The organism is Prosthecobacter sp. (genome assembly GCF_044222565.1).
Classification (GTDB): domain Bacteria; phylum Verrucomicrobiota; class Verrucomicrobiia; order Verrucomicrobiales; family Verrucomicrobiaceae; genus Prosthecobacter.
Window position 1 is genome coordinate 331,898 of record NZ_JBGANA010000001.1, and the last position, 25,486, is coordinate 357,383.

Annotated in this window: 22 protein-coding genes; 9 read left to right on the top strand and 13 right to left on the bottom strand. The window is 60.6% G+C overall.

Annotated features, from left to right (window positions below):
• Nucleotides 1-45 precede the first annotated feature (45 nt).
• Nucleotides 46-345 carry a hypothetical protein gene (locus tag ACILSR_RS01295; RefSeq protein ID WP_395747909.1) on the top strand — a complete coding sequence of 100 codons (300 nt, stop codon included), beginning with the start codon at nucleotides 46-48 and terminating at the stop codon, nucleotides 343-345.
• Between the two features lie 135 nt (nucleotides 346-480).
• On the opposite strand, the gene hrpA is transcribed toward ACILSR_RS01295, so the two are convergent.
• From hrpA to ACILSR_RS01325, 6 genes are read right to left on the bottom strand one after another with little or no spacing between them, the layout of a single operon-like run.
• Nucleotides 481-4,191 (bottom strand): ATP-dependent RNA helicase HrpA, encoded by a 3,711-nt coding sequence (gene hrpA / locus ACILSR_RS01300; RefSeq protein ID WP_395747910.1) that lies wholly within the window; start codon nucleotides 4,189-4,191, stop codon nucleotides 481-483.
• A 44-nt stretch (nucleotides 4,192-4,235) separates the two neighbouring features.
• Nucleotides 4,236-7,844 carry an AMP-binding protein gene (locus ACILSR_RS01305; RefSeq protein ID WP_395747911.1) on the bottom strand — a complete coding sequence of 1,203 codons (3,609 nt, stop codon included), beginning with the start codon at nucleotides 7,842-7,844 and terminating at the stop codon, nucleotides 4,236-4,238.
• Nucleotides 7,831-8,673 carry a hypothetical protein gene (locus ACILSR_RS01310; RefSeq protein WP_395747912.1) on the bottom strand — a complete coding sequence of 281 codons (843 nt, stop codon included), beginning with the start codon at nucleotides 8,671-8,673 and terminating at the stop codon, nucleotides 7,831-7,833. Before ACILSR_RS01310 ends, ACILSR_RS01305 begins: the two co-directional genes overlap by 14 nt.
• Entirely contained in the window at nucleotides 8,670-9,431 is a 762-nt protein-coding gene (locus ACILSR_RS01315) for a class I SAM-dependent methyltransferase (protein WP_395747913.1), read from the bottom strand. The genes ACILSR_RS01310 and ACILSR_RS01315 overlap by 4 nt, the downstream gene beginning before the upstream one ends.
• Complete coding sequence (gene asnB, locus ACILSR_RS01320; RefSeq protein WP_395747914.1) at nucleotides 9,428-11,245, bottom strand: asparagine synthase (glutamine-hydrolyzing); 1,818 nt, start codon at nucleotides 11,243-11,245, stop codon at nucleotides 9,428-9,430. Before asnB ends, ACILSR_RS01315 begins: the two co-directional genes overlap by 4 nt.
• Before the next feature lie 5 nt (nucleotides 11,246-11,250).
• Nucleotides 11,251-12,165 carry a zinc-binding dehydrogenase gene (locus tag ACILSR_RS01325; protein WP_395747915.1) on the bottom strand — a complete coding sequence of 305 codons (915 nt, stop codon included), beginning with the start codon at nucleotides 12,163-12,165 and terminating at the stop codon, nucleotides 11,251-11,253.
• A 136-nt stretch (nucleotides 12,166-12,301) separates the two neighbouring features.
• Between ACILSR_RS01325 and ACILSR_RS01330 the strand changes: the two genes are divergently transcribed.
• Nucleotides 12,302-13,036: a DUF1003 domain-containing protein gene (locus tag ACILSR_RS01330; protein WP_395747916.1), complete on the top strand. Its 735-nt coding sequence runs from the start codon at nucleotides 12,302-12,304 to the stop codon at nucleotides 13,034-13,036.
• Nucleotide 13,037: 1 nt separating this feature from the next.
• Here ACILSR_RS01330 and ACILSR_RS01335 read toward each other — a convergent pair whose 3' ends face one another.
• Entirely contained in the window at nucleotides 13,038-13,466 is a 429-nt protein-coding gene (locus tag ACILSR_RS01335) for a hypothetical protein (protein ID WP_395747917.1), read from the bottom strand.
• A gap of 59 nt (nucleotides 13,467-13,525) precedes the next feature.
• The gene (locus ACILSR_RS01340; RefSeq protein WP_395747918.1) at nucleotides 13,526-14,002 is read right to left on the bottom strand and encodes a cupin domain-containing protein; all 477 of its coding nucleotides are present in this window, start codon (nucleotides 14,000-14,002) and stop codon (nucleotides 13,526-13,528) included.
• A gap of 132 nt (nucleotides 14,003-14,134) precedes the next feature.
• Here ACILSR_RS01340 and ACILSR_RS01345 point away from each other — a divergent pair, with 132 nt between their 5' ends.
• The 4 genes from ACILSR_RS01345 to sufD are packed head-to-tail and all read left to right on the top strand — an operon-like array spanning nucleotide 14,135 to nucleotide 18,180.
• Nucleotides 14,135-14,590, top strand: coding sequence for a Fur family transcriptional regulator (locus ACILSR_RS01345; protein ID WP_395747919.1), 456 nt, complete (start codon nucleotides 14,135-14,137; stop codon nucleotides 14,588-14,590).
• Between the two features lie 20 nt (nucleotides 14,591-14,610).
• A complete protein-coding gene (sufC, locus tag ACILSR_RS01350; protein ID WP_395747920.1) occupies nucleotides 14,611-15,366 on the top strand; it encodes a Fe-S cluster assembly ATPase SufC in 756 nt (251 codons plus the stop codon).
• A gap of 23 nt (nucleotides 15,367-15,389) precedes the next feature.
• Nucleotides 15,390-16,784, top strand: coding sequence for a Fe-S cluster assembly protein SufB (gene sufB, locus ACILSR_RS01355; RefSeq protein WP_395748113.1), 1,395 nt, complete (start codon nucleotides 15,390-15,392; stop codon nucleotides 16,782-16,784).
• Between the two features lie 37 nt (nucleotides 16,785-16,821).
• Nucleotides 16,822-18,180, top strand: a complete 1,359-nt coding sequence (gene sufD / locus ACILSR_RS01360; protein ID WP_395747921.1) for a Fe-S cluster assembly protein SufD — start codon at nucleotides 16,822-16,824, stop codon at nucleotides 18,178-18,180.
• Between the two features lie 73 nt (nucleotides 18,181-18,253).
• Here sufD and ACILSR_RS01365 read toward each other — a convergent pair whose 3' ends face one another.
• From ACILSR_RS01365 to ACILSR_RS01375, 3 genes are all read right to left on the bottom strand, one after another.
• Nucleotides 18,254-18,838 (bottom strand): PolC-type DNA polymerase III, encoded by a 585-nt coding sequence (locus ACILSR_RS01365; RefSeq protein ID WP_395747922.1) that lies wholly within the window; start codon nucleotides 18,836-18,838, stop codon nucleotides 18,254-18,256.
• A gap of 69 nt (nucleotides 18,839-18,907) precedes the next feature.
• Complete coding sequence (gene alr, locus ACILSR_RS01370; RefSeq protein WP_395747923.1) at nucleotides 18,908-20,029, bottom strand: alanine racemase; 1,122 nt, start codon at nucleotides 20,027-20,029, stop codon at nucleotides 18,908-18,910.
• Between the two features lie 15 nt (nucleotides 20,030-20,044).
• Nucleotides 20,045-20,620 carry a DUF1802 family protein gene (locus tag ACILSR_RS01375; RefSeq protein WP_395747924.1) on the bottom strand — a complete coding sequence of 192 codons (576 nt, stop codon included), beginning with the start codon at nucleotides 20,618-20,620 and terminating at the stop codon, nucleotides 20,045-20,047.
• 87 nt (nucleotides 20,621-20,707) lie between these two features.
• Here ACILSR_RS01375 and ACILSR_RS01380 point away from each other — a divergent pair, with 87 nt between their 5' ends.
• From ACILSR_RS01380 to ACILSR_RS01390, 3 genes are read left to right on the top strand one after another with little or no spacing between them, the layout of a single operon-like run.
• Nucleotides 20,708-22,105: a DUF1501 domain-containing protein gene (locus tag ACILSR_RS01380; protein WP_395747925.1), complete on the top strand. Its 1,398-nt coding sequence runs from the start codon at nucleotides 20,708-20,710 to the stop codon at nucleotides 22,103-22,105.
• A complete protein-coding gene (locus tag ACILSR_RS01385) occupies nucleotides 22,102-22,617 on the top strand; it encodes a DUF1579 family protein (protein ID WP_395747926.1) in 516 nt (171 codons plus the stop codon). Before ACILSR_RS01380 ends, ACILSR_RS01385 begins: the two co-directional genes overlap by 4 nt.
• Nucleotides 22,617-23,204 carry a methyltransferase domain-containing protein gene (locus tag ACILSR_RS01390; protein WP_395747927.1) on the top strand — a complete coding sequence of 196 codons (588 nt, stop codon included), beginning with the start codon at nucleotides 22,617-22,619 and terminating at the stop codon, nucleotides 23,202-23,204. Before ACILSR_RS01385 ends, ACILSR_RS01390 begins: the two co-directional genes overlap by 1 nt.
• Here the strand turns inward: ACILSR_RS01390 and ACILSR_RS01395 are convergent.
• Entirely contained in the window at nucleotides 23,185-24,606 is a 1,422-nt protein-coding gene (locus tag ACILSR_RS01395; RefSeq protein WP_395747928.1) for a neutral/alkaline non-lysosomal ceramidase N-terminal domain-containing protein, read from the bottom strand. The two genes, ACILSR_RS01390 and ACILSR_RS01395, sit on opposite strands and share 20 nt — an antisense overlap.
• A gap of 64 nt (nucleotides 24,607-24,670) precedes the next feature.
• Nucleotides 24,671-25,471 carry a triose-phosphate isomerase gene (tpiA, locus tag ACILSR_RS01400; RefSeq protein ID WP_395747929.1) on the bottom strand — a complete coding sequence of 267 codons (801 nt, stop codon included), beginning with the start codon at nucleotides 25,469-25,471 and terminating at the stop codon, nucleotides 24,671-24,673.
• Between the last annotated feature and the right edge of the window lie 15 nt (nucleotides 25,472-25,486).

Here is a 25,486-nt window from a genome sequence, read left to right on the forward strand (position 1 = left end):
TGTGCTTCTCAGTTCTGAAGGACCGTGCTTGGTTCGAGTCATTGCATGGCGATTTCGAATATTGAAAACAAAGACGGCCAGGTCCGGGTCTATGATGAAAACAGCGAGTGCGTGGGCCGCATGCCAAACACGCGTGTGGAGGTGGCGGGCTTTACCTCGGACTTCTTTGTGACGGTGGAAGGCGGATGGATCCGCACTTATGACCAGGAGTGTGAGCGTCTGGGAAGCATGAGCGCGATCGGGGTGACGGTACGGAGTGTGTCCGGCGGGAATTTCACGATCTTGGACAGGGGTGATGTGAAGACGCTGGACCGGAGGTGCAAGGAGGCGAGGAAGAGAGGGTGAGGAGGAGGGCGGAAGACCGTGTGTTTGCGGAACGCTGCGGCATCGGAGTGCCGCGCTCCCAGGGAGGTCGTGGACATTTTCGAGCCATATACCAGTTGATGGCATTTCTTGTTCCTCAGGAACAAGGCTACTTTTTTAGACCCACATGGCCTGCAGGCGTTTGGCGCTGACGGGCTGGGCGGTGCCGAGTTCCTGGGCGAATACCTGGACGCGGTATTCTTCGAGCATCCAGCGGAAGGTTTCGTGCTGGGATTTGGGGATGTGGGACTGCCAGCCATCGAAGTCGGCGATAAGGTTGTATTTATCGATGTCTTTGGCGGGATTGGCGAGGCAGCGTTCGTTGCGGATCTGGATGGCTTTTAGATAGCGCGGGAGATGCTGAAGCTGCTCGTGCGAGGTGGTGGCGAGGAGATCGGCGGGGATGAGGCGGGCGACGTCTTGTTCGAGGCCGGGGTAGCGTTTGGGAAGGGCGAGGAGCTTGGTGCGGAGGTCGTGGATCTGAGTGAAGAGGGCCTTCACTTTATGGGTGACGGCGGGAAGCTCGCGGCGGACGGTTTCGCAGAGTTTAAAGAAGCGCGCTTCGGTAAGCGGAAAGGTGGGCTGCAAGCGCAGCATGTGGGCGAGGATGTGCTCGTGGGCCTGCTGGGCGAGATTGGATGCGGGAGTGGCTGCGGGTGCATTGAGCTGAGTGAGGGCGGCCTGGAAGCTGGCGGGCTGCTGAGGCTTGATAGCGGGGCCGCTGATGCTGCGGAGCTCTTTGGGGAGCCAGGCGAGGTCTTTGCTGAGAGTGTTTTCGGCGAGTTTGCGCACGGCGGCGGGAGTGCCGCGGGCGGCTTCGGCGGAGGTGCGGAAGACGCGGACGTCGATCTCGTTGTCACGCAGGACGAGGCCGAGGTAGCCGAGGATGGGTGTGCCGTTGAGTTCTTCGACGACGATGGTTTCGGGAAGGTCGCCAAAGGACCAGGACTTGAGCGCGAAGCGTTCGACGCGAGGCAGGAGTTTGTCCCAGGCGTCTGAGCGCGGGTCCTGCTTCTGCATGGTGGTGCGGATGGAGTCGAGGTCGCGGCTGGCGGCGATGACGGTGTTCTTCTTGGGATCGAGCACCTCCACGCGCGGCTGCAAATGGGCGGGCAGGCTTTGCGGCGGCCAGTCTTCGGCACGGACGTGGATGCGATAGTGGCGGGTGATGAAATCGGCGAGAGCGGTGAGGAAATCGTCGCGGCCGGGATCGAAAGACCCGGCGATCTCGCGGGCTTTGGGATCGATGGGCATCAACTGGCGGCGGATGACTTTTGGAAGCGCGCGCAGCATGACGTTGGCGAGTTCTTCGCGGATGCCGGGGACCATCCACTGGATCTGGCCGCTGGTGAGGTGACCAGCGAGCTGAGCAGGCACGCGAACGGTGACGCCATCGTGTTCTTCGCCGGGCTGATAGTTGTAGGAGAGAGGGAGTGCAGTGTTGCCGAGGGCGACCTGATCGGGGAACATCTGCAGGTCGGCTTCAAAGTCTTCACCGGCGGTGAGGTCGTGCTCGGTGGCGCAGAGGAAGTCGGGCTTTTCTTCGATGTGCTCTTTGACGAGGCGGTTGAGGTCGTGAATGGACGAGACGTTTTTGATGCGGGCGTCATAGAAGCGGAAGAGGCGCTCCTCGATGGCATAAACGCGATTGCTGCGCACGCGCGTGAGCATGGTCTCGATCTTCTGGCGCAGCTTGTTGTTGTGAGCGTAGAAGCGCAGTGTGATGGGTACTTCCTGGCTGTCGATGAGAGCGGCGCGGATGAACATCTGCGTGGCGGCGACGGCATCCACCTTGAGGAAGTCAATGTGGTGGCTCTTTACCACCAAGCCGTGGATGAGCACGCGCTGAGTGACGAGGACACGACCGGCTTTGAGGTTCCAATGCGGCTCGCTGTATTTGAACTGGCAGAGATGCGCGCCGAGTTCGGCGATCCAGTTGGGATCGATTTTGGCAAGCGTACGCGCGAAGAGCTGCGAGGTGTGGACGATTTCTCCAGCGACGATCCAGAGCGGCTGGCGGCCTTTGTCTTGTCCCTGGCCGGGCTTGCCCTTGCCGTTTTTGTCGCGACGTTCGTAGAGATTGGAGCCGGGGAAGACGGAGACTTCGCGATTGCCCGCGGCCTTGTAGAGATTGCGCTCCTCCTTCATGGCGATGTGGCCAAGCTGCGCGGCGAGGATGCTGCGGTGGATGGCGTCGTCCGTGGCAGGCGGCGCGGGCTGGCGCAGATCGTCGCTGAAGGAGTCGCAGAGCTGCTTCCACACGTCGCGCCACTCCTGCATGCGGGTGAAGGAGAGGAAGCTGCCTTTGCAGAATTTGCGGAGGGCGTTGCGGGAGTTGCCAGTTGGCTCGGGGGCGGCGCTCCAGATTTTGAGGAGAGTGAGGAAGTCGGACTCAGGTGCGGCGAAGGCTTTGTGTGCGGCAGCGGCCATCTCGCGCTTTTCTTCGGGGCGCTCGCGGGGATCGGGGATGCTGAGGCCGGCGGCGATGATGAGGAGTTCGGGCAGAGCTTTCTCGATGCGGGCCTGCAGGAGCATGCGACCGAGGGTGGGATCGAGTGGAAGACGGGCGAGTTCGCGGCCGAGTGAGGTTAGCTCGTGGGTTTCGCTGAGGGAGCCGAGTTCGTGAAGGAGATCGTAACCGGCGCGGATGGCGGCGCTGACGGGGGGATTGATGAAGGGGAAGTCTTCGATCTCGCCAAGCTTGAAGGCCTTCATGCGGAGAATGACTTCAGCGAGATTGGCGCGCTGAATCTCCGGCATGGTGAAGCGGTCGCGCTCTTCAAAATCCTCCTGCGAATAGAGGCGGATGCAGATGCCGTCCTGTACACGACCTGCACGGCCCGCGCGCTGATTGGCGCTGCTCTGAGAGACGGCCTCAACGGGCAGGCGCTTGGTGCGGGTGCGGGGATTGTAGCGGCTGATACGGGCGAGGCCGGTGTCCACCACGTAGCGAATGCGCGGGATGGTGATGGAGGTTTCGGCGACGTTGGTGGCGATGACGACGCGCCGTTTGCGACCGGGCTGGAAGATGCGCTGCTGCTCGGCGGAAGCCATGCGGCCGAAGAGGGCAAGGACTTCGAAGCCCGCGCCGAGACGGCCATCGAGAAGATCGCGTGTATCGCGGATGTCGCGCTCGGTGGGCATGAAGACGAGGACGTCGCCGTCGTCGGTTTCGATGAGGGCGTTTTCCACAGCGGCGACGGCGCCGTCGATGAAGCCGTAATCGTCTTCGCCGCCGAGGAGTGGAGCGTAACGAATATCGACGGGATAGAGGCGGCCTGAGACTTCGATGATGGGAGCACCGCCAAAGGCGGCGGAGAAGGCCTCGGTATCGATGGTGGCGGAGGTGACTAGGAGCTTGAGGTCGGGCCGTTTTTTGAGCAGGCCGACGAGGTAGCCGAGGAGGAAGTCGATGTTCAGAGAGCGCTCGTGCGCTTCATCAAGAATAAGGACGGAGTAGGCCCGGAGCATGGGATCGCTCTGGATCTCGGCGAGGAGGATGCCGTCCGTCATGAATTTGATGCGGGTGTCACGGCTGGTGTCGTCGCTGAAGCGCATCTTGCAGCCGACTTCACGGCCCCATGGTACGTTCAGCTCTTCCGCCACACGTTTGGACACGCTCATGGCGGCGACACGTCGCGGCTGGGTGCAGCCGATTTGGCCGCGCACATCCTGCAGAGCTTCGAGGCACATCTTGGGAAGCTGCGTGGTTTTGCCGGAGCCAGTTTCGCCAGCAAGAATGACGACCTGATTTTGGCGGATGGCCGCGACGATCTCTTCACGGCGGGCCGTGATGGGAAGATCTGCGGGGTAGCTGATATGCGGCATGGGGGCGGCGACTTTAGGCAGAAACCGAAAATCGCGAACTGCGATTATTGTTTTGCCATCATCGTTTCCACCGCCGCCACGGCCGTCTGCATGCGCTGCTCCCAAGAGCCGCTGATTTTCACATAGGGGCGGTTCGTGGCGATTAGCGCCTGCTCGCAGCGCTCCAGGAATTTTGCGCCGTCATTGGGAAGATAACGCACCACATCGGGCACCCAGGGAACATCGACATCTGTGAGGAGATAGAGGTCGGCGCGGCGTGACTCCGCGAGAGCGGTGACGGCGGGATCGGTGTGGCCAAACATGAACTCAGACCACACACAGGTGGCGAGGGGGTCGGTATCGGTGAAAAGCAGGCGGTTAGCGTGGGGTGCTAGAGCATCCTCGCTCGCAGCCTGACCGCGTGCGATGTCAGGGAGGTCCGCGAGATCGAGCCTGCCGTCACGCCATTCGAGTAAAGTGCGGGCGTATTCAGGCACGGCCAGCGTTTGAAAATGCGCGGCCAGATTTTGCGTGAGCGTGGATTTGCCCGTGGACTCGGGACCGAAGATACAGACGCGCTTCGCATACCAGGCGCGCACCGGTGGAGGAATGAGGTCCCAGTGTTTGAAGGGATCTGCACGCACGGCGGTGCCACTGACGGGGCGAATGCTGCGGTCTGGGTTTACGGGAATGAAACGACCGCCGAGGACTTCGGCGAGTTTTTGGCCGTAGGGTTCGGAGGCAAAGATCACTTCGGGGCGGCAGGGCAGAATGCGCTGCAATGCGGTCTGCCACAGGTGCCAGAAGTCGGGGTGCTCGGAAGGATCCTGTGGCAGTTCTTCATCGAGATGCACCACATTCACGCCGGGGAAAAGCTGGCGCATCCACTCAAAGCGCAGGTGGCCGGGAATCGGCTCACGCTGGAGTGTGCCGACCACGATGGTAAGCTCTTTGACAAAGTGCCGGGCGAAGTCGCCGAGATAGACGTGACCGAAGTGAGGCGGGAGGAACTTGCCCAGCAGCATGCCGGTCTGTGCAGGGTGTGTCATGGCGGTGGCGGAGAGTTCTGCATGGCGCAAACATCTGCGCAAGTAATCCGTGGTGATGTCTGGAAACTCGATGCCGCTGCCAGCGATGGCGCGTGTGGTGTTGCGCATGTCAAAGCGGACACCGGTGCTTTTGAAAAGATTGAGCGAGCGATGAGAGCTGTGGCCTGCCAGCGCGGAGACTGCGTTTGAAGGCTGCTCGGAATGAAGCTGGGCGAGATCCGCCTGCGTTGCTGGCTTGGGATTGGCGATGTGAAAGATGCCTTCGGCATTACGCAGAATCAAACAGGCCATGACCCGTGCTGCGAAATCCACCGGTGTGAGGTCAAACTCCAGCGCAGCGTCCGCAGGCATGTGAACCAGTCCTGGCAGGGCCAGGGTGAGCCAGTCGAGGGCAGGCCCCTGCCCTGTTTCTGTGTTCAGAGAGAGAAGGCCCAGGCGGTAAACGGCTGTGCGGAGTCCACACTCGCGGGCCTGCAACACAAGCTGCTCGGCGGCCCATTTGGTCTGCGCGTATCCGCCGTGCACCTGTACGATGTCCCGGCGCAGGTCGTCTTCACGGCAGCATGATTCCGGCGGGTCGGCGTCTACAAAGACCGAGAGTGTGGATGCATAGTGCAGAGTCTTTGCGCGGCCTGTGGCGCAAAAGCGAAGAACGTTCAGAGTGCCGTTGACCTGAGTGGGTTCCAGGTCCGCATAGGGGGCAAACAACCGCACATCTGCCGCGAGATGGATGACCGTGTCCACCTCGGAGGCGAGCTGCTGCCACTGTGCTTCATCCCAGCCGAAGCGCTCCAGCCGCACATCCCCGCGCAGAGTGCCGCCGCGAGACATGGCGAGCACGCGACCGGACAGTCTGGGCAGCAGAGCGGTGCCGAGAAAGCCTGTGGCACCGATGACTAAAATGCACTGCGGCGATGATACAGCAGCGGATTGAAAGGTGAGATCCAGGTGCAACCTGCTCTGCAAGGCCTCGCGTGACATCGCTTCGGTGGCGTTTTCATGGATCAGGCGAGCAACACCGGCCACGGTGCGGCCACGATGGATCGCATCTGCTGGCAGAGGGACGCCACGCTCAGCCGCGAGCGCCATGAGTGAGACGACGGCGAGTGAATCGCCGCCCAGAGCGGTGAAAAAATCTTCGTTCAGGCCGATGTCCGCAAGCTGCAGACTCTGGGCAAAAAGCTGGCGCACGAGCTCTTCATCTGAGGAGAAAGAAGTGGCGGTCTTGATGCCTGTCGTCTCTGACAAGGCAGACTGTATGGCAGCGGAATCAGGCTTGCCGTTGGGAAGACATGGGATGGTGTCAGTGACCAGCCAGGCGGAAGGAATCATCCAGCTAGGGAGTCGGGGCTCGAGCAGCGCGCGAAGTGTGGCGGTGTCTGCGGTTGATTCGACACAGGCGGCGAGCAGCATGCGTGGACCACGACTCCAGGGCAAAACGTGAGCACGCTTGACGCGGCCGGTTTCCAGCAGCACGCGCTCCACTTCCTCCGGGCAGATGAGGCGGCCGTTGAGCTTGAACTGGCGATCCACGCGCCCGAGAAATTCGTAGCCACCGTTGTCATGCCTGACGACGAGATCGCCGGTGCGATAGGTTTTGCCGCCATCGACAAAACGATGGGCGGAGAGTTCCGGCAGCCACGGATAGCCGAGCGCCACTGGGGCACCGGAGATGCGCAGTTCTCCGGGTGTGCCTGCGGGGAGTTCGCGCCCGGAGTCATCACAGACGGTGTAGGTGACTCCGGGAATGGGATGGCCAATCCATGGGCGTTCCCAGTGCGCATCGCAGACGATCATGCTGGTGCATATGGTGGCCTCGGTGGGGCCATAAACATTGATAAGGCGTGTGCGGGAGGCCCATTTTCGAATCACTGAAGCTGCGCAGACCTCGCCGCCGATGATGATGGTTTGCAGGACGGCATTGTTATCGAGGTAGGGCAGCAGGGCAGGCGGCAGATCGACGTGGGTGATGCGCATGCGCTGGAACAAGGTCAGATCATGGGGCTGCTGCGTGTCAAAACACAGAGCGGCACCGGCGAGCAGTGCGGTACCGATGTCTGAAAGCGAGGCATCAAAACTGGTGCCATGCATCCAGAGGCAGCGGCTTTGCGGAGTGATCTGAAACAGCGCGATCTGCGCCGCCAGCACGGCGGTGAGTCCGGCGTGAGAGACGAGCACGCCTTTGGGCTGGCCGGTTGAACCGGAGGTGTAGATCAAGTAGGCCGGGGCATTGAGGTTGGTGGTAGGAATGGCTTCGCGGATGGGTGCCGAAAGAACGGCGGCTTTTTCATGCAGCACAAAGACTGGGGCCGCTTGCTCCTTCATTTGCTGAAGGCGCATTGCGGGTGTGCGCACATCGAGCGGCAGAGCCACTGCTTCACAGAGCCAGACGGCAATGATGCTGGCCACAAAATCGGGCGATCGTGGCAGAAGAATGCCCACCGTGGAGCCTGGCGTCACGCCGTGCTGCTCCATGTGCGCCCGCAGTTCCAGCGCACGCCGCCAAAGCTGGGCGTAGGTGAGAGCTTCGCCCTGTGCGGTTTCGATGGCGATGTTTCCCGCATGCGCCTCGACCACACGGGCCAGATTCCAGACGAAGGAACGGGTGGCGTCAGGGCTGCACATAGTCAGGGAGAGTGCTGCCGCGCGAGCGGTTGTCCGCATTCGGCGCGCCGCGGCCTGCGGCCACGTCATCTAGATGCACCACGCGGAAATCGAGACTGTAACGCGTGCGCTCGAGATCATGCGGGAGGGTCTTGTGATAATGAGCGCCGGAGAAGATGAGGTGCTCTCCAGCACGGCAGGAGAAGCCTTCGGCATGAGCGGGCATCGTTTTTTCCAGCGACCCAGGGTACTTTGCGGTGACGCCGGAGTCGCGTTTTTGCCAGCCGATTTTCAGCGCCGGGCCGTCCTTGATCCAGTCGGAATAATCAAAGATCTCGGAATCATTGGCCACAGGCTGCGCGAGCTGATCGGGATAAAAGACAAAGGTCTCCTCCGGCTGCAGATCATGGAGGGGCACCCACCACACGATCATACTCTGTGAATGCGCATACCAGGTATCGCGATGAGGATAATACACGGGCGCGGCGAGGGGATTGCGATGGCCGCCTGGCTGCACCACGCGCAGGCGGATGGGATCAAAGGCCACGCGAGCGGGATCCAAACCGCACTCCGCCACCACATCGCGCACACGCTGATGGAACTCCGCATCGAGATAAACGATGCGGCGCAGCGCGCCGATGCGAGAGAACATTTCCTCCGCACTGAGATGGAGGTGAGCCGAGCGGATGTCTTCCAGTCCGAGATGCTCCTGCATGAGGCCGATCACACGAGCCACGAGGGACTTCGAGGAGGCATCCGCGGGCTTGAGAAATACCGCGCCATCAAAGACCTGCTGACGCATGGTGAGATTGTCCGCTGGAAGAACTGTTTGGAAGAAGGGACTGTTCATAGAGGTTTGCGGGCGATGACGATGCAACGGGGGCTGCTGAGCGTGAGGGGCGAGGCGTCCACATCGCCGAAAAACGTCACGTCGGTAAATCCAGCACCTTCGAAGAGCCGGCGGAGTGCTGCCGGATCATACAACCGCACCGAACTGTGGTGAACAACGCGGCGGCCATCTGGAAGAAAGTAGGTCCACTGCTTGCGGATGACGTTGGCGGAGAGATCCAGGGTGCTTTCGCGAATGAGGGTGACTTCGCCGTTGCGGGTGATGACGTGCGGCAGGAAATGGCGGTAGAGGCCGGGCACGTTCATGAAATCGAGCGCGTAAAAGCCGCCTGCGCGCAGCGACTCCCAGGCGCGACGCAGCATGAGCTGATTGGTGTCGTCTGATTCGGCATAGCCAAAGCTCGTCCACCAATTGAACACGGCATCGCATGGCGGGTCCGCTTTGAAAACGAAAGCGTCCGCGACTTCGAATGACGGCGCATTCTCAGTGGTGCCTTCGCGCTTTTTTGCCCGCTCAATGTAAATGGGAATGAGGTCCATGCCGCGCATGGCATAGCCGCGACGAGCGAACTCCCAGGTGAGGCGGCCGGAGCCGCAGCATTGGTCCAGCACCGAAGCGCCGGGCTGCAGGTGGAGATGCTGGATGAGAAAGTGGGCGGATTTTTCGATCTCTGCCGCACTGGTTTGCTCCAGCAGCATGTCGGCAAGGTTTTCATCGTAGAATGTCTCCCACCAGGGCGGGGTTGTGAGCGTGTTCATGTCATGTGGTAGGTTTGATGAAGGAGGGTCGCGGTGAGGAGTTGCATGAGCACGGGATCAAGCCGGGTGCGCTCAGCCTCCTGGAGAGTTTCGAGCCGCGCGCTCCAGGCGAGAACGGCGCGATGATCCAGCAACGGCAGGTTGCGACAGGCGGTGCTGTGCAGGGTGTCCTGAATGAAGTCCCTCGTCTGCGGATCATGCGAAAGCGGAGGGGCGAGAAATGGATGTTTGGGTCGGAGACGCACGGCCTCTGGCACCAAGCCGCGCAGGGCCTCGCGCAGCATGATCTTGGAGCTGTCCGGGCTGAGCAGCGCCTGCGCGGGAATGCGTGCGGCGAGTTCAAACAAAACATGATCCAGGAAGGGAAGGCGTGCTTCGATGGAGTGGCCCATCTCCGCGCCATCGCCGAGCGTGCGCAGGATGTATTGCGCGAGAGACATGCGCGTCCAGAGCCAGGCGCTTTGCCGTGCGGGCGGGGCCAGCGTGCGGTCCATCTCAGCGAGCGTGCCGTCGAGAATGCGCTGGGAGTCGAATGGCTCGCGCGAGAGCGCGGCGAAGTGCCTGCCGGTGGCGAGCTTGGCGCGAAGGAAGGTGGGCAGCGCAGGGAGCCAGGAAGGACTGCTCCATTGCTCTTCGGCTTCGCCCTCGGCGGGGAGCATGACGCCGCGCTGCAATGCGAATGCGGCGGCGGTGCCGGTGTGGTCCTGTTGCAAATGAGAGTAGCCGAGGAAGGCTTCGTCAGCGCCTTCGCCTGCGAGCACGACTTTGAAGTCAGATGCGTGAATGGCACGCGCGAGCAGGTGCTTGCCGACGAGTTGGCCATTGATCGCCAAGCCTTCGGATTGATGCACAGCGGCAGGCAGATGGGTAACCAGATCTTCGCGCGACACGGGAACCTCGTGGATGCGGAATTGCGGCAGGGCATCAGCGCGCACCTGCGGGCCTTCATCGTAGCCGGGAGCATCGAAGCGAACGCAGAAGCAATCCACCGGGCCGCGCTGCGCAGTCAGCGCCGCGACTGCTGTGGAGTCCAGGCCACCGCTGAGGGCGCAGGCCACGGGGACATCGCTGCGGAGGCGCAGATGCACGGCTTCTTCAAAGGCGGCACGCACGTCGGCGGGTGTGATGCTGGCGTCCGGCTCAAAGGAAGGCTGCCAGTAGCAGCTTTCGCGTGCGCCGTTTTCATCGAGCACGAGCATGTGGGCGGGCGGGATTTGATGCACGCCGGCAAAGAGAGTTTCACGTGGGCGCAGGTACTGGTGAGCGAGAGATTGCAGCAGGGCGGACTCATCCCAACGGGGCGCGACTCCGGCCGCGAGCAGCGCCTTGATTTCCGAGGCGAACACCCACTCGCCACCACTATGCGCAAAGTGCAGGGGCTTGATGCCAAAGCGATCGCGTGCGGCGATGAGGCGGCGGTTTGGCTCGTCCCAGAGCAGGAAGGCAAACTCACCGCGCAGATGGCGCAGGCAGTCCAGCCCGTGCTCCTCGTAGAGATGCACGAGCAGCTCGCTGTCGCTGTGAGTGGCGAAAATGTGGCCGCGCGATTCGAGGACGGAGCGCAGGCGCTCGAAGTCGTAGAATTCACCATTCACCACGGCGTGGATGGTGGCGGACTCGTTGCTGAGCGGCTGACGGCCATCCGCGAGTCCCATGACCGCCAGGCGCACGGAGCCGAGGCCGACCGAAGCATGATCTGAGAGCCAGATCCCCGAGCCATCAGGCCCGCGATGGCGCATGGCGCTCAAAGCAGCCTGCAGGCGCGGCCGAAGCGCGTCAGCCTGCGAATGGTAGATGGCCGCGATTCCGCACATGAATTTCAGCCGTTGGGTTTGAAGTAGATTTTCAATGCTTCATCGGCGCAAGCCGCGGCAAAGGCCGGCACGTGATCGTCCAACGACCATTCGCTGCCGACAAAGCCTGCCAGCCTGGGCGCACATCTGCCGAGATAGCTCATGGCGCGGTCAAAGGCGGCGTAGTGGACGCACTGAATGCGCAGGCGCCGGGTGATGCAGAGCAGCGGGGGCAGGACCAGAGCGGCAGGCGTGCGGCTTTTCAAAACGAGCAGGCCGCCGGGCCGCAGCATGCGCATAGTTGCCTCCGCATTGGCACTGGAGAGATCTGTCTCCACCACGGCATCAAATTCACCTTCGCGTCCAGCACCTGACCGCACGAGTTGGGCGGCGTAGCCATGATCTTCCAGAATGAAGTGCGTCAGCTCTGCGATACGCCCCACACCCGTGACGGCGATCTTTCCTGCGGGTGGCAGTCTTGCATCCAGCATTGCCATGGTGGCGGCGAGAGGTTCTGCATAAGCGCCGACGGCGTCGTTGATTTCATCTGCCAGCGCAGAAACTTGGGATTCTCGAACCACGATCCATTGGGCAAAGGCGCCGTCCTGGTGAATGCCGAGAAAGGCGGCATTCGCGCAATCATGGGGACGCAGTGCGCTGCATTCTGAGCAGGCTCCGCAGGAGAGAAGCGGATTGACCACCACGCGGTCGCCTGTTTTGAAACGCGAGACAGCGTCCCCTACGGCCTCGATCACGCCGGTGAACTCGTGGCCGAGTACACGCCCCTCCGCGACGGGGATGAGGCCCTGAGCGGCGTAAACATCCGTGCGGCAGATCGCGGCGCGAGATACTTTGATGAGCACATCATGGGGTGCCGCCAGTGCAGGCAGAGGTTTCTCAAGGCAGCTCACGCCCGCTGCATTCCTGACCAGCGCCTTCATCCACCTGCGGGAATGAGAGGCTGGAGGCGGGGAGGCATGCGGAGGATTTAGCATATATAGTGTATAAAACACACGAACTAAGAATTAGCAAGGATGAATTCCGAATGACGAATTCACGGGTGATGTATTATCGGGTATGGAATCCATTCGCACGAAAGCCTCCGCTCAAGGGATCTGCGCCGTCACCGGCAAATCGCAGCCGGTTTCCAAGCTGCTGGTTCTTCGGGAATTGCGGCCGAACATAGCCAGCACACTACGCAACCGGCACCCTGAACTGGCGGATGATTCGCGGGTGAGCCCTGATGCCGTGAACGCTGCGCGGCTGGAGTACATGCGCACTCTGCTGGAGACGCAGGTGGGGGACCTGACGCGGCTGGACGAGGAAGTGGTGGAGAGCCTGCACAAGCACGAGGTGCTGAGCGAACGCCCGCTCTCCGAGACGGAGGAGGATCAGAAGCTCACCTTTGGCGAACGGCTGGCGGACAAGATAGCAGCGTTTGGCGGGAGCTGGAGTTTCATCATTTCCTTCTGTCTTTTCCTGGTTCTGTGGATTGTGGTCAATGCCGGGGTGCTGCTGAAGCAGCCGTTTGACCCCTACCCTTTTATTCTGCTGAACCTGATGCTGTCCTTTCTGGCGTCACTGCAGGCACCGGTGATCATGATGAGCCAGAACCGGCAGGAGGCACGCGACCGCCAGCACGCGGAAGGTGACTATAAGATCAATCTGAAGGCCGAGCTGGAGATCCGGCACCTGCACGAAAAGATGGACTACCTGCTGCACCAGCACGCCACGAAGCTGATGGAGGTTCAGCAGATCCAGCTGGATCTGCTCAGGGAGCTGGCGCACGGACGTGGCAAGCTGCACACTTAAATCACGTTGAGCGTGGCAGAGGTCCCTGCGGCTTGAGTTTGATCCTTTGAGCCGGCAGACGGGCACCGGCTTTGATCCAATCACTCAGAATTTGGACATCCTTCGCAGAGATGGCATGGCCGCTCGGTGGCATGGCTCCGGGAATTTCATCCGGGAAGGTCACGACCTGGAAGAATCGGCTGACCTGAGGCTTCCCGGGCACGATCCAGTGGGAGCCGATGAGCTTCGAAAGAGCCTGCGTGTCGTTGATCGGCGGCATGCTGGAGAGGCGGTTGTCGCCGTGGCAGTGGACGCACTGGTGCTCCAGAACGGTGAGCGCAGGTCCCCAAGTGCCGGATCCCGGACTACCAGACGCCGACTGGTCGCTCCAAGTTTGCTGGGTGCATGAGGCCCCCAGGGCGAGAAAGGCGCAAAGCAGAAGTCGCTTCATGCTTCAGCATGCCAGCACCTGGAGAACTTCACATTGCAATACTTGCGCAAAGATTGCGCCTACTCCTCGCCTTTGAAGTATTCGACTTCCTGCATCTCGAAGGATTTTTTGTGCGGCTTGGCCATCCATTTGCCGGAGTCAGGGTAGTGAATGACGTCCGCCTGCGGCTGATCGGCGATGACGATGAAAGTCAGGTCTTCCGAGCTGGTGTTGATCAGCTGATGGGCCTCGTCGGGTGGGAAAACGAGGTAGTCGCCTGCTTTGACGGCTTCTTTGCCTTTTGGGGTGCGCATTTGGCCGCTGCCACTGAGGATGTAATAGGCCTCCCACTGCGCTGAATGCGCGTGGAAGGGGAAATTGATCTTCCCGGGCGCAAGGCGCTGAATCTCAACGTCAAAGGGATGCCCGCCACCCCAGGTGCCGGTGTCTTTCTGGCCGCCTGCGGCGATGGAGAGCGCCCGGCGGGCGAGGCTGTATTTGCCTTTCGGAGAGGTTTGCTGCGTCCAGGGGAGGTCTTCGGCGTGGGAGCGTGTCATGAGGACAGGTTGTAGCATGCGGAGGGCGGTTTGGCGTGATTTGGAGCAAAGAATTTTTGCCGAAAACGGCATCCCCGCTTGCCAAAAGGGCGTACCCAATCCAGTTAGAATCATTCTAATTCTAAAGATGCCATGCCCCCTACCCCAAACCGCACTCCGTCCAAACCTTCCGGTCTGGACTGCCGTCTTGCCGTGCTGGGTTCGGACGTACGCCTGACGCCACACCGGCGTGAGGTTTTCGAAGTGCTCGCCTCCTCGACGGATCACCCTACGGCCTACGACATTTTGGACCGGGTGAAAAGCCGCAGCCCCGGAATGTCTCTGGCCACGGTTTACAATTGCCTGGAGCACCTGACCACCGCGGGCCTGATCAAGCTGGTGCATCTGGAGCGCGGCCAGTCCCGCTACTGCGCGAACCTGCATGAGCATGTCCATTTCCACTGCGAGAAGTGCGGCAAGGTGATCGACGCTCATCCGGCGGCGGACTTTGACCCCGCCAAATTTTGGAACCTGCCCGCAGGAACCAAGGTCGCCCGCACTGACCTGGCCATCCACGGCACCTGCTCGGCCTGCGCGGCCAAATCATAAAACTCCCCATTTCCCCCCACATGTCCCTCGAAATTAAAGCCCTCCACGCTCAGATCCCCGGTCGCGAAATCCTCAAAGGCCTGAACCTCACGATCAACCCCGGTGAAGTCCATGCCATCATGGGACCGAACGGTTCTGGCAAAAGCACGCTGAGCAAAGTTCTTTGCGGTCATGAAGACTATGAAGTCACGAGCGGCGAAGTCCTGCTGGATGGCGAAAATATTCTCGACATGGCGGTGGATGCGCGCAGCCGCGCGGGGCTCTTTCTGGCCTTCCAATATCCGCATGAGATCCCGGGCGTAAGCAATGCGAACTTTCTGCGCGCCGCGCTGAAGGCCCGGCTGCCGAAGGGCGAGGACATTGATGCGATCAAGTTTTACAAGCAGCTCTACGCGCGCATGGACCAGCTGGAGATGGACCGCAGCTTTACCAGTCGCAGCGTGAATGAAGGCTTCTCCGGCGGTGAGAAGAAACGCAATGAGATCCTGCAACTCATGATGCTGGAGCCGAAGTATGCGATCCTGGATGAGACGGACTCAGGCCTGGACATCGACGCGCTCAAGATCGTGTCCCGCGGCGTGAACGCCATGCGCAGCGAGAACCGTGGATTTTTGGTGATCACCCACTACCAGCGTCTGCTGAACTACATCCAGCCCGACATCGTGCATGTGCTGATGGACGGCCAGATCGTTCACACCGGCGGCAAGGAACTGGCGCTCGAGCTTGAAGAGAAAGGTTATGACTGGGTGAAGGAGGAGATGCTGGCCGCCGCCTAAGTGCACTGAAACCCGCCTCGGACATCTCCGACATCAAGGTCGACAACACGGGGAATTTCACCTTCCCCGAGCGCAACAAGTATGACTCCGGCTTTGGCATCACGGAGAAGACCGTCGATTTCATCGCGGACGTGAAGAACGATCCGGACTGGATCCGGGAGTTTCGGCATAAAGCGCTGAAGGTCTTCAATGAAAAGCCGATGCCAACGCACTGGGCGACGAAGGATCTGGAGAACATCAAGTTTGACGAATTCCGCTACTACCTGAGCGACGGACAGAAGCCGAAGCGCTCGTGGGATGATGTGCCGGAAGATGTGAAGAAGACCTTTGACCGCCTGGGCATTCCTGAGCAGGAGCGCAAGTTCCTGGCTGGTGTGGAGGCGCAGTATGACTCCGAAGCCGCCTACTCGAACATCAAGGCGGCCGTGGAAGAGCAGGGTGTGATCTTTGTGAACAGCACGGAAGGGCTGCACAAGTACCCGGAGATCTTCAAAAAGTGGTTCGGCAAGGTCATTCCGACGGGAGACAACAAGTTCTCGGCGCTGAACAGCGCGGTGTTTTCTGGTGGCAGCTTCATCTATGTGCCGCCGGGTGTGAAGGTGAGCCATCCGCTGCAGGCGTACTTCCGCATCAACAGCGAGCAGTTCGGCCAGTTTGAGCGCACGCTCATCATTGCTGACGAAGGCTCTGAAGTGATGTACATGGAAGGCTGCACAGCGCCGAAGTTTGAAACCGCCACCCTGCACAGCGCGGTGGTGGAGTTGGTGGCCATGAAGGGCGCCAAGATCCAGTATGTGACGGTGCAGAACTGGAGCAGCAATGTTTTCAACCTCGTCACCAAGCGCGGCATCGCGCATGAGGACGCGGTGGTGAAGTGGATCGACTGCAACATCGGCAGCCGCCTGACGATGAAGTACCCGGGTGTGATCATGAAGGGCAAGCGCGCCCGCGGCGAGGTGATCAGCATTGCTCTGGCCAACAGCGGCCAGCATCAGGATACGGGTGCCAAGATGGTGCACGCAGCTGATGATACGACGAGCAACGTCATCTCCAAATCCATCTCCATCGGCCAGGGCCGCAGCACGTATCGCGGGCTGGTTCACATCCCCAAGCACCTCAAGGGCTGCAAGAACAACACCGAGTGCGATGCGCTGCTGATCAACGCCAACAGCCACACGGACACCTACCCAGCGATCAGCGTGCGTGGCAATCAGCACTCCACACAGCACGAGGCCAGCGTGAGCCAGGTGAGCGCGGACCAGATTTTCTACCTCATGCAGCGCGGCCTGACCGAGGCCGAGGCCATGAGTCTTTCGGTCAACGGCTTCATCAACGACCTCGCCAAAGAATTCCCGATGGAATACAGCGTGGAACTGAAGCGCCTCATTGATCTCGAAATGGAAGGCAGCGTCGGCTGATCAAACCCGCTGTATTTAAGTACTCCCCGCTTCTCCCATGTCCGCCACTCTTGCACCAGTCTCCAAAAACACTTCTGTCCCAGTGCCTCAAGATCCCGAAACTCCCTCCCCTTCCGGCCTCGAAATCACCGTGCCTGTGCGCGATGAAAACTCCGCACCTGGCTGGTTTCTCGCCCGTTCGGAAGCCGCGTGGACTGAATTTCAAAAGCTGCCGATGCCTGGCCTGAAGGATGAGAACTGGCGCTACTCCAACTCGAAGAAGATAGAGTTGGCGGATCACAAGCCTGCCGCCGCGCCAACGGCTCAGAACACAGCGGCAGCACTCGCAGCGACGCAGGGGCTTAAAGAGCGTGCGGCGCGTTTTGTTTTTGTGAACGACGTGCTGGTGGAGTCTGAAACGAGCGGACTGCCTGCGGGCGTGGTGTGCGTGACTTTCGCGGAAGCGTTGCGAGACCATGGCGAGGTGCTGAAGCAGCACTTCATGCAGCGTGAGATGACGCTGGGATCCGCAAAATTTGCGGCGCTGCATCTGGCGCATGTGAAGGCGGGCACGGTGGTCATCGTACCAAAGAACGTGGCGGTCGAAAAGCCGGTGGAGATTTTCCACTGGGTGGTGGGCGATCATGCCGCCATCTTCCCGCACACGCTGATTGTCACTGGCGACAACGCCGAGGTGAGCGTGGTGGACCATTACCGGAGCCTCGATGGCGAAGGCGGATTGAGCATCGCGATTGCCGATCTTGTGGGCGGGCGCGGCAGCAAAATCACGTATGCGGCTTGCCAGGAACTGGCGGACGACGCGCAGGCACTGCACCTTTCCAGCATCGTCGCCGGGCGTGATGCCGCCGTGAAGAGCTTTCAGGTGCAGCTAGGTGCGAGCTTCAGCCGCAGCGAGAGCGTGAGCGATCTCATTGGCGAAGGCTCACGCAGCGACATGCTGAGCGTGTCTCTGCCCATTGGCGAGCAGGTCGTGGACCAGCGCACGCTGCAGAACCACAAGGCCCCGCATGCCAGCAGCGATCTCCTGTACAAGAACGCGCTGTATGGCAAGTCCCGCAGCATCTTCAGCGGACTCATCACGGTGGATGAAGGCGCGCACTACACGGACGCGTACCAGACATGCCGCAATCTGCTCAACAGCAACGAAGCCGAGGCGACAAGCCTGCCGGGGCTGGAGATCAGCGCGGACCAGGTGAAGTGCAGCCATGGTGCCACGAGCGGACCGATCAGTGATGAGGAACTCTTCTATCTCAAAGCCCGCGGCATCAGCGACAGTGAAAGCCGCAAGCTGATCATCGAAGGTTTCCTGGCCGGTGTCATCGAACGCTTTGGCAATGGTGAACTGCTCGACACGCTGGTGGCACGTATTGATGAGAAGCTGGAGCGGGCGGTCTGAGTCCTGAGGGATTGGCCGAAAAAAGTGAAGAAGGAAAAGAGCCGGAGTTCAATCCGGCTCTTTTTTATGTCCTTCAAACGTTATCGAGGGCGGGAATCAGCCCTGCTGAAAGGGCCACTGGGCAGCTGGTCACGCTCGGCGTGAGACGCTCCCACATGTATTGAACAGCGCGTGCCAAAAGCTGTACATCGACGCGCGCGTCGTGGCGTTTCATGCCTTTGCTGGAAACCCCCACCCGGCCAAGAACCGCGTCCAAGCCATGTCCGCCTTTGCCACCCCAGATCTTGCGGGAAAAATCACGCGAGTCGAGGGCGCTGGTTTCGCGCACGGGAACGGCGTGGCGTTTGCAGTGCTCGGCGATGAAGCGCATGTCGAAACGAATGCCATTGTGGGCGATCAAGGTCGCATCCTCACCGACGAAACGGGAGAACTGCATCAGCACATCGACGGGAGAGGGAGCATCAGCCACATGCGCCTGCGTGATGCCAGTCAGCTTGGTGATGAAGGAGGGAATGCGATTCTCCGGCTTCACGTAGCTGTCAAAACACTCGCCTTCGGTCCAGCGGCCGCCGGTCACCTTCATTGCCGCTATCTGAATGATCTCGTGCTGGGCGGGCAACAGGCCGGTAGTTTCGAGATCAAAGATAATAAGGTTCATTCATGCGGGCGGAACACGCCATCGCATCCCGCCCCTTCGTTGCGGCCTTCAGGGGCCGATTGCAAGGCATTAATCGTAAACACGCGGAACCCGCGAGTTGATGTTGGTCAGGACCTCATAAGGAATAGTGCCTGCCCAGTCCGCCACATCCTGGGCAGTGATGGTTTCAGTGCCATCGCTGCCAATGAGGGTGACGGCATCGCCATTGTAAGCGGTTCCCCATTCGAGATTGACCATGAACTGGTCCATGCAGACGCGTCCGACGATGGGATGGCGCTGGCCACGAATGAGGACTGAGCCGCGATTGGAGAGCGCACGAAAATAGCCGTCTCCATAACCGACGGGCACGGTGACGACGCGCACCTGATGGTCTGTGGTCCAGGTACCGCCGTAGCTTACAGGGCTGCCGGGTTGCACGACTTTGAAAAAAACCACCTGAGATTTCCAACTGAGGGCGGGCTGGAGGGCGATGGTCTGACGCACTTCCTTGGAGGGATACACTCCATAGAGCATGATGCCTGGACGGACGAGATCGAGGTGACTTTCGGGGAGCTGAAGGATGCCGCCGGAATTGGCGATGTGGCGCACGGGGGGCTGAAGGCTGCGTTTTGAATAGAACTCCAGCACTTCGAGGAAGCGGGAGAGCTGCTCGCGAGCGCCGGCGAGGTCCGCGGAGTCGGAATTGGCAAAGTGCGAGTAGATGCCCGCGACCTCCACGTGAGTGAAGGTCAGGCTGGCTTCCAGCAGCTTTTGCGCGCTGTACCAGTGCACCCCGATGCGCTCCATGCCGGTGTCGATCTTCAGGTGCACGCGCGCCTTCTTTTTCGCCGCGGCCGCCGCTTCATCAATCTGCCGCAGTTTGTCGATGGATGACGCGGCCATCATCAAGTCATGGGCAATGAACTGCGGAATCTGCCGCGTGGCCACGCCACCGAAGACCAGAATTGGCACTGAGATGCCCGCCTGGCGTAATGTCACCGCCTCCTCCAGCAGAGCCACCCCAAAACATGGAGCGCCATGATGCAACAGGCGTCGCGCCACCTCCACGAGACCGTGCCCGTAGGCATTCGCCTTCACCACAGGCATCACCTGCGCCATGCCGACATGGGCGCGGATGGCGTCATAGTTGTGAACGATGGCGCCGAGGTTGATTTCGGCGTGGGCTGGTCGGATGGCGTCGGTCGGGTTCAAGTGGCGGACACTCGACTAGCCCAGGATCGCTTTCAACTTTGCTGATACTTCTGCGAAGGCCTCGTCACTCAGCGCGGGAGCAGCCGCGGCTGCAAGGGGAAGCCCCTCCTCAGGGAGGGTGATCCAGGAACGGCAGCCGCCGTAGCTTTTGGCGTATGGGAAATGCCAGTTTTGCGGCAGCTTGTAGGCGCGGACGAGGGCGACGTGGAGGCAGGTTTCATCGTCGTAGATGAAGCGCTCCTTCACAATGTCCTCGTTCCAGATGTGGAGCGGAAACAGGGCGGCGACCTTCTCCCACTCGGTGATCTTCCAGACATGCTCCAGGGTGGCACAGCCGTCGATGTCCACGGTGGTGCGCTCTTCTTCGGGCGGGAAATCACGCTGGGTGTTTTCGGGCACCCAGGAGAGTTTTTCGGCCTGATTGTGAAACCAGGTGGGAAAGAGAAAGAACTGGCGGTGCTTCCACTCAAAGCCACCACGGCCTTCGTGGATGCCACCTTTGCGCAAAATAATGCTGAGACGGCCCTGCACAAGGGCGTCGCAGACGAAGGACCATTCTTTGAATCCGGTGGGGGCGGTGAGGTTGGGCATGGCTGCGGATACAACGCCGACCGGCGGCCCGCAAGTGCTGGCAGAGTGCGGAAAGTGCGGCATGCTGTGTCACGTTTGATTTGACGCATGGGCTCTCCTTTCAATCCCACGGGTGCGTGCACCCGCATCAGCCGCCGCCAGCTTCTCTCCGCCGGCGGGCTGGGGATGTTTGGACTGACGATGCCGCGCTTTCTGCGCGGGGCGGAGAATGCGGGGATGGAGAAGCTGGTGGCACGGGCGAAGTCGGTGATCTTCTGCTTCCAATGGGGTGGGCCCAGCCACCTGGAGACCTTTGACATGAAGCCGGATGCTCCGGAGGGAATCCGAGGCTTTCACAAGCCGATCAAATCGAATGCGGATGGCATCTGGGTTTCCGAAAAGCTGCCGAAAACGGCAAAGGTGATGGACAAGGTGACGCTGGTGAGGTCCGTGCACCACACGATGAAAAACCACAACAGCGCCGGCTACTACGCGCTGAGCGGGCATGCGCCGCCGAGCGATGACCAGCGGCTGAAAGATTCGCCAGATTTGTTTCCTGCATACTCGTCCGTGGTGGACAGGATCGCGCCGCTGAAGGGCGAGATTCCGACCTCCGCCACGTTTCCGTACATTGTGAGCGATGGCTCGGTGACCCCGGGGCAGCGGGCGAGCTTTCTGGGCAAGGAGCATGACCCGTTTATCGTGCTGCGGGACCCGAGCGCGCCGGGATTTGCGCTGCCGGAACTAAGCCTGCCAAGCGGAGTGAGCTTTGAGCGGCTGAGCGCACGGCGCGAGCTGCAGAAGCTGGTGGATTCCCAAACGCGGCTGCTGGACTACTCGGCCGAGGCGCGTGGCATTGAGAGCTACTATGACAAGGCTCTCTCCATGCTGCACAGCGAGAAGCTGCGCGCGGCCTTTGATCTGACGAAGGAGCCGGACAAGGTGCGTGATGGCTACGGGCGCTCACCCTACGGTCAGAGCCTGCTGCTGGCGCGACGGCTCGTGGAGGCGGGCGTGAAGTTTGTGACGGTGAATTTCTCCCAAGGCATCGGAGGGCAAAGCACGACCGAAGGCGGGTGGGATACGCATGGATTCAACGACACGCGGATGTTTCCCATCATCGAGAAGTACCACATGCCCATCACCGAGCAGACGCTGCCGACGTTCCTGACGGACCTCGACGAACGCGGCCTGCTGGATGAGACGCTGGTGGTGTGGGTGGGAGAGTTTGGCCGCACGCCGAAGATTAACAAAAACATCTCCCGCGACCACTGGCCGCAGTGCTACACCGCGCTGCTGGCTGGCGGCGGAGTGAAACGTGGCTACGTGCATGGCGCGTCTGACAAAAATGGCGAGCACCCCGCTGACAAACCGGTGAAGCCGGACGATCTGGCCGCTACGATGTATCATCTGCTCGGAATCCAGCCCGACACCGAGGTGCGGGACGTCGTCAACCGCCCCGTCCCCATCAGCTACGGCAAAGTCATTCAGGAGATCATCGCATGAAAACTCTGCTGCTCACCCTCTGCCTGCTGGCCTGCGCCAGCACGAATGCCAGAGACCTCGGTGCCAGTCCCCTCTTCAAGCATTACGTCGGCACCTGGACGGCTTCCGGCGAACTGAAGGGTGAGAACAGCACGCTTGAGATCAAAGAGGAGTGGACCGGCTCCGCGGATGGAGAAAACTCCTTTGTGGTCAAGGGCACGCGTTCGATCAATGGCGACACGCAGCCGTTTCAGTGGACGATTAGTTACAACGAAGGCACGGACAGTTACGAAGCCACCCTGACCGGCGCAGAGGGGTCGCAGATGGTTCACTTTGAAGGCCACGTATCTGAAGAGAAACTCACGCTGGAACTCAAGACGATCACCGGGAACGGCGAGGGCAGCATCACCGTCCACGAAACTCTCGCGGGTGATGCCAAAGACGTCATCGAAAGCAAAGTTACAATGACAGGGGACACCGGACAGACCACTCTGCAGGGAGTCATCAAACACGAGAAACAAAAAAAACCATAGTGAACGTCACGAACTGGGACCAGGCCTATCAGGAGAATTTCACGCCGTGGGACAAAGGGCTTCCTGCACCACCGCTCGTAGAATGGCTGGCGGGCAACAAGCTGGCAGGCCGTGTGCTTGTGCCAGGTTGCGGTGTGGGACATGATGTGGCGCATCTGGTCTCCCGTGGCATCGATGCGCACGGACTCGACATTGCTCCGACTGCCGTGGAGAGGGCAAAGGAGCACTATCCGCAGATGGCGGAGCGCTTTGTGTGCGCGGATTTGTTCACGTTTCGCGGCCAGTATGACGCCATCGTGGAACATACCTGCCTTTGCGCCCTTCCACCGGAATGGCGTGTAAAGTATCGGGATGCAGTGGCCTCCCTGCTCAAACCCGGCGGGTTGCTGGTGGGGGTGTTTTTCATCAACCCGGAAATGGACCCTGGAGAAACCGGACCTCCGTTCGGCATTTCGATGGATGAACTCACGACTCTCTTTGCGGACGGTTTTCAGGTGATCGAGAGCCATGTGCCCACGGCGGCTTATCCAGGTCGTGAGGGCCGGGAGTGCTTCAGAGTACTGCGGCTCACTTCGTCTGAGGCTTGAGCTCCTCGGCAAGAGGCGCCGAGAGCTTCTGCGGATTCTGGGCGCTGAACTCCTGCGGCACGAGCTGCCTCACCGTGCCGGCAATGATGTTCTCAATGCCCGGTGCAAAACGGGTGGGACGACCGTAGAAAATCATGGCTCCGCCGCCTTCATAACCACCCTCCTCCCAAATTCGATGCGAGGGGATGTAGCATGGCACGTCGTTGGTATAGCCGTTCACCCACGTGCGGGCGGGATCGAACTCCTTTTTAAAACGCAGACTGTAGTCCACCACGACCTCCCCGGGCAGATTGATCGTGAGAAGGCCGCTGCCGTAATTCCATACCTGAATCTCATAGGGGAGGGCGGGCGGGATTTTTTCTCCCTGCGCCAGCATGGCGAGGTGCTTGCCGGCGTGGTAGGCCGTCCATTTGTTTGGGTCAGAGGCCCTGGACTGCCATTCTGCCTTGGTGGGCAGTTTGTCGAAAGGGAGCATCACCTCCTGATGCACGCAGCCAAGAGGTCCGCTCAAGGCTTGCATGGGTCCATTGATCACACGCACGATTTCTTTGGCGATGCTGACACCGTGGTCGATGGCAAAACGATTTTCGGTACGCGGATAGGGATTCTGATCCCCGCCGCAGCCAATGGCGATCAGGCAGACCGACTCTGGAAAACGCAGTTCCAACTCTTCATGCGCCAGACCCGCCCAGTCGCCGTGGATCTCATTGATTCCAAGTGTTGTGCAGTGACAGGCGTAGCTGGCGTGGGTGGCGATGAGTTTTTTCCCATCGGCCGATTTGATGCAAAGGACCGGGAGAGAACGATCCGTGGGCCCGCTGAAATTCTGGGCGTTTTGAAATCCCTTGTCTGTTTTCAGCCGTCGATTGAAGGCGAAATAGACCTTCCCTACGCCCCATTCCACCCTCGCCGGCGCCAACTTGTCCAGGGCCTTGATGACGATGGAGACGATGTGAGCCGTGAGATCCTCGGTGTATTGTTCTATGTGCTTCACATGGTCTTCCGGCAGGTCTTCTCCGAAGAGAAAAGGAAGCACGCCCTTAAGCATGGGAGCACAGTGCGTGTGGGTGGAGTGAAGCGCAAAACGCTCGGTCTCAAGTGCCCTCCCCCGGGCGGCCAGGCGCCTGAGCACCTCAGTCCGAACTGCGGCAGGCACGCCGCAGTTGTCCACGCTGACCATGACGGCTGGCGCATCATCCTGCCATTGCAGGGCAAGGGCATTGGCATGGAGACGCTGCGCCACCTTCTGGGTTTCAGCGGTGCGGCTGCCATAGCCGCTCAAACGGACCGGGTAGTCCGGCGTGATATCCACATCCGCCGCTCCTGCTTTCCAAAGAACAGCGGTTTGCGCCTGCAAGGACGCCTGGATCAGCAAGAATATCGGGAGGATGATTCGTCGCATTTGCCCGAGTATGGACAAACGCGACGAACCCTTACAAGACTATTCGCAGCAAAAGCTAAAGAGACTACGCATTGGCATTCGCCCAGTCGATGGCAGCACGGCAGATTTCCCAGAAGCTTCCGGGTTCCATGCTGGCTCCGCCGACGAGTGCGCCGTCCACATCCTTCTGGCTGATCAGCTCGGCCATGTTGCCGGGCTTCACGCTGCCACCGTACTGGATGCGGATTTTGGCCGCTACGTCATCGCCGAAGAGCTCGCCCAACACCTGGCGGGTGAAGGCGTGGGCCTCCTGAGCCTGCTCAGGGCTGGCGGTGCGTCCGGTGCCAATGGCCCAGACGGGCTCGTAAGCGATGACACAATCGGTGATGCGGCGGGGGCCGACTTCGGCAAGGGACTCGCGAAGCTGGCTGCCGAGGACGTCTTCGATCTGGCCGTTGTCACGCTCGGCGAGGGTTTCGCCGATGCAAAGGATGGGGTGGAGGCGGGCTTCCAGCGCAGCGAGAACCTTGGCATTCACGATGGCGTTGGTTTCGCCGTAGATGCTGCGGCGTTCGCTGTGACCCAGGATGACATGCTTGCAACCGCACTCCTTGATCATTCGTGCGCTGATCTCGCCGGTGAAGGCACCAGCAGTGTGCTGGCTCATGTTCTGCGCGGCCAGCTCCACGCTCTGCTCACGCGCAGCGACGAGGGTGTTGTTTGCACGTTCCAGGCTTACAGCCGGCGGTGCGACGACGATCTGCACGGGAATCTTGTCCGGCACCAGACGGGCGAAGGAACGAAGGAAATCATCCGACTCCTGGGGAGTCATGTGCATTTTCCAATTGGCGGCGATGATAGGTTTGCGGAAGTGAACGAAGGCCATAAAGGGGGAAGAGGG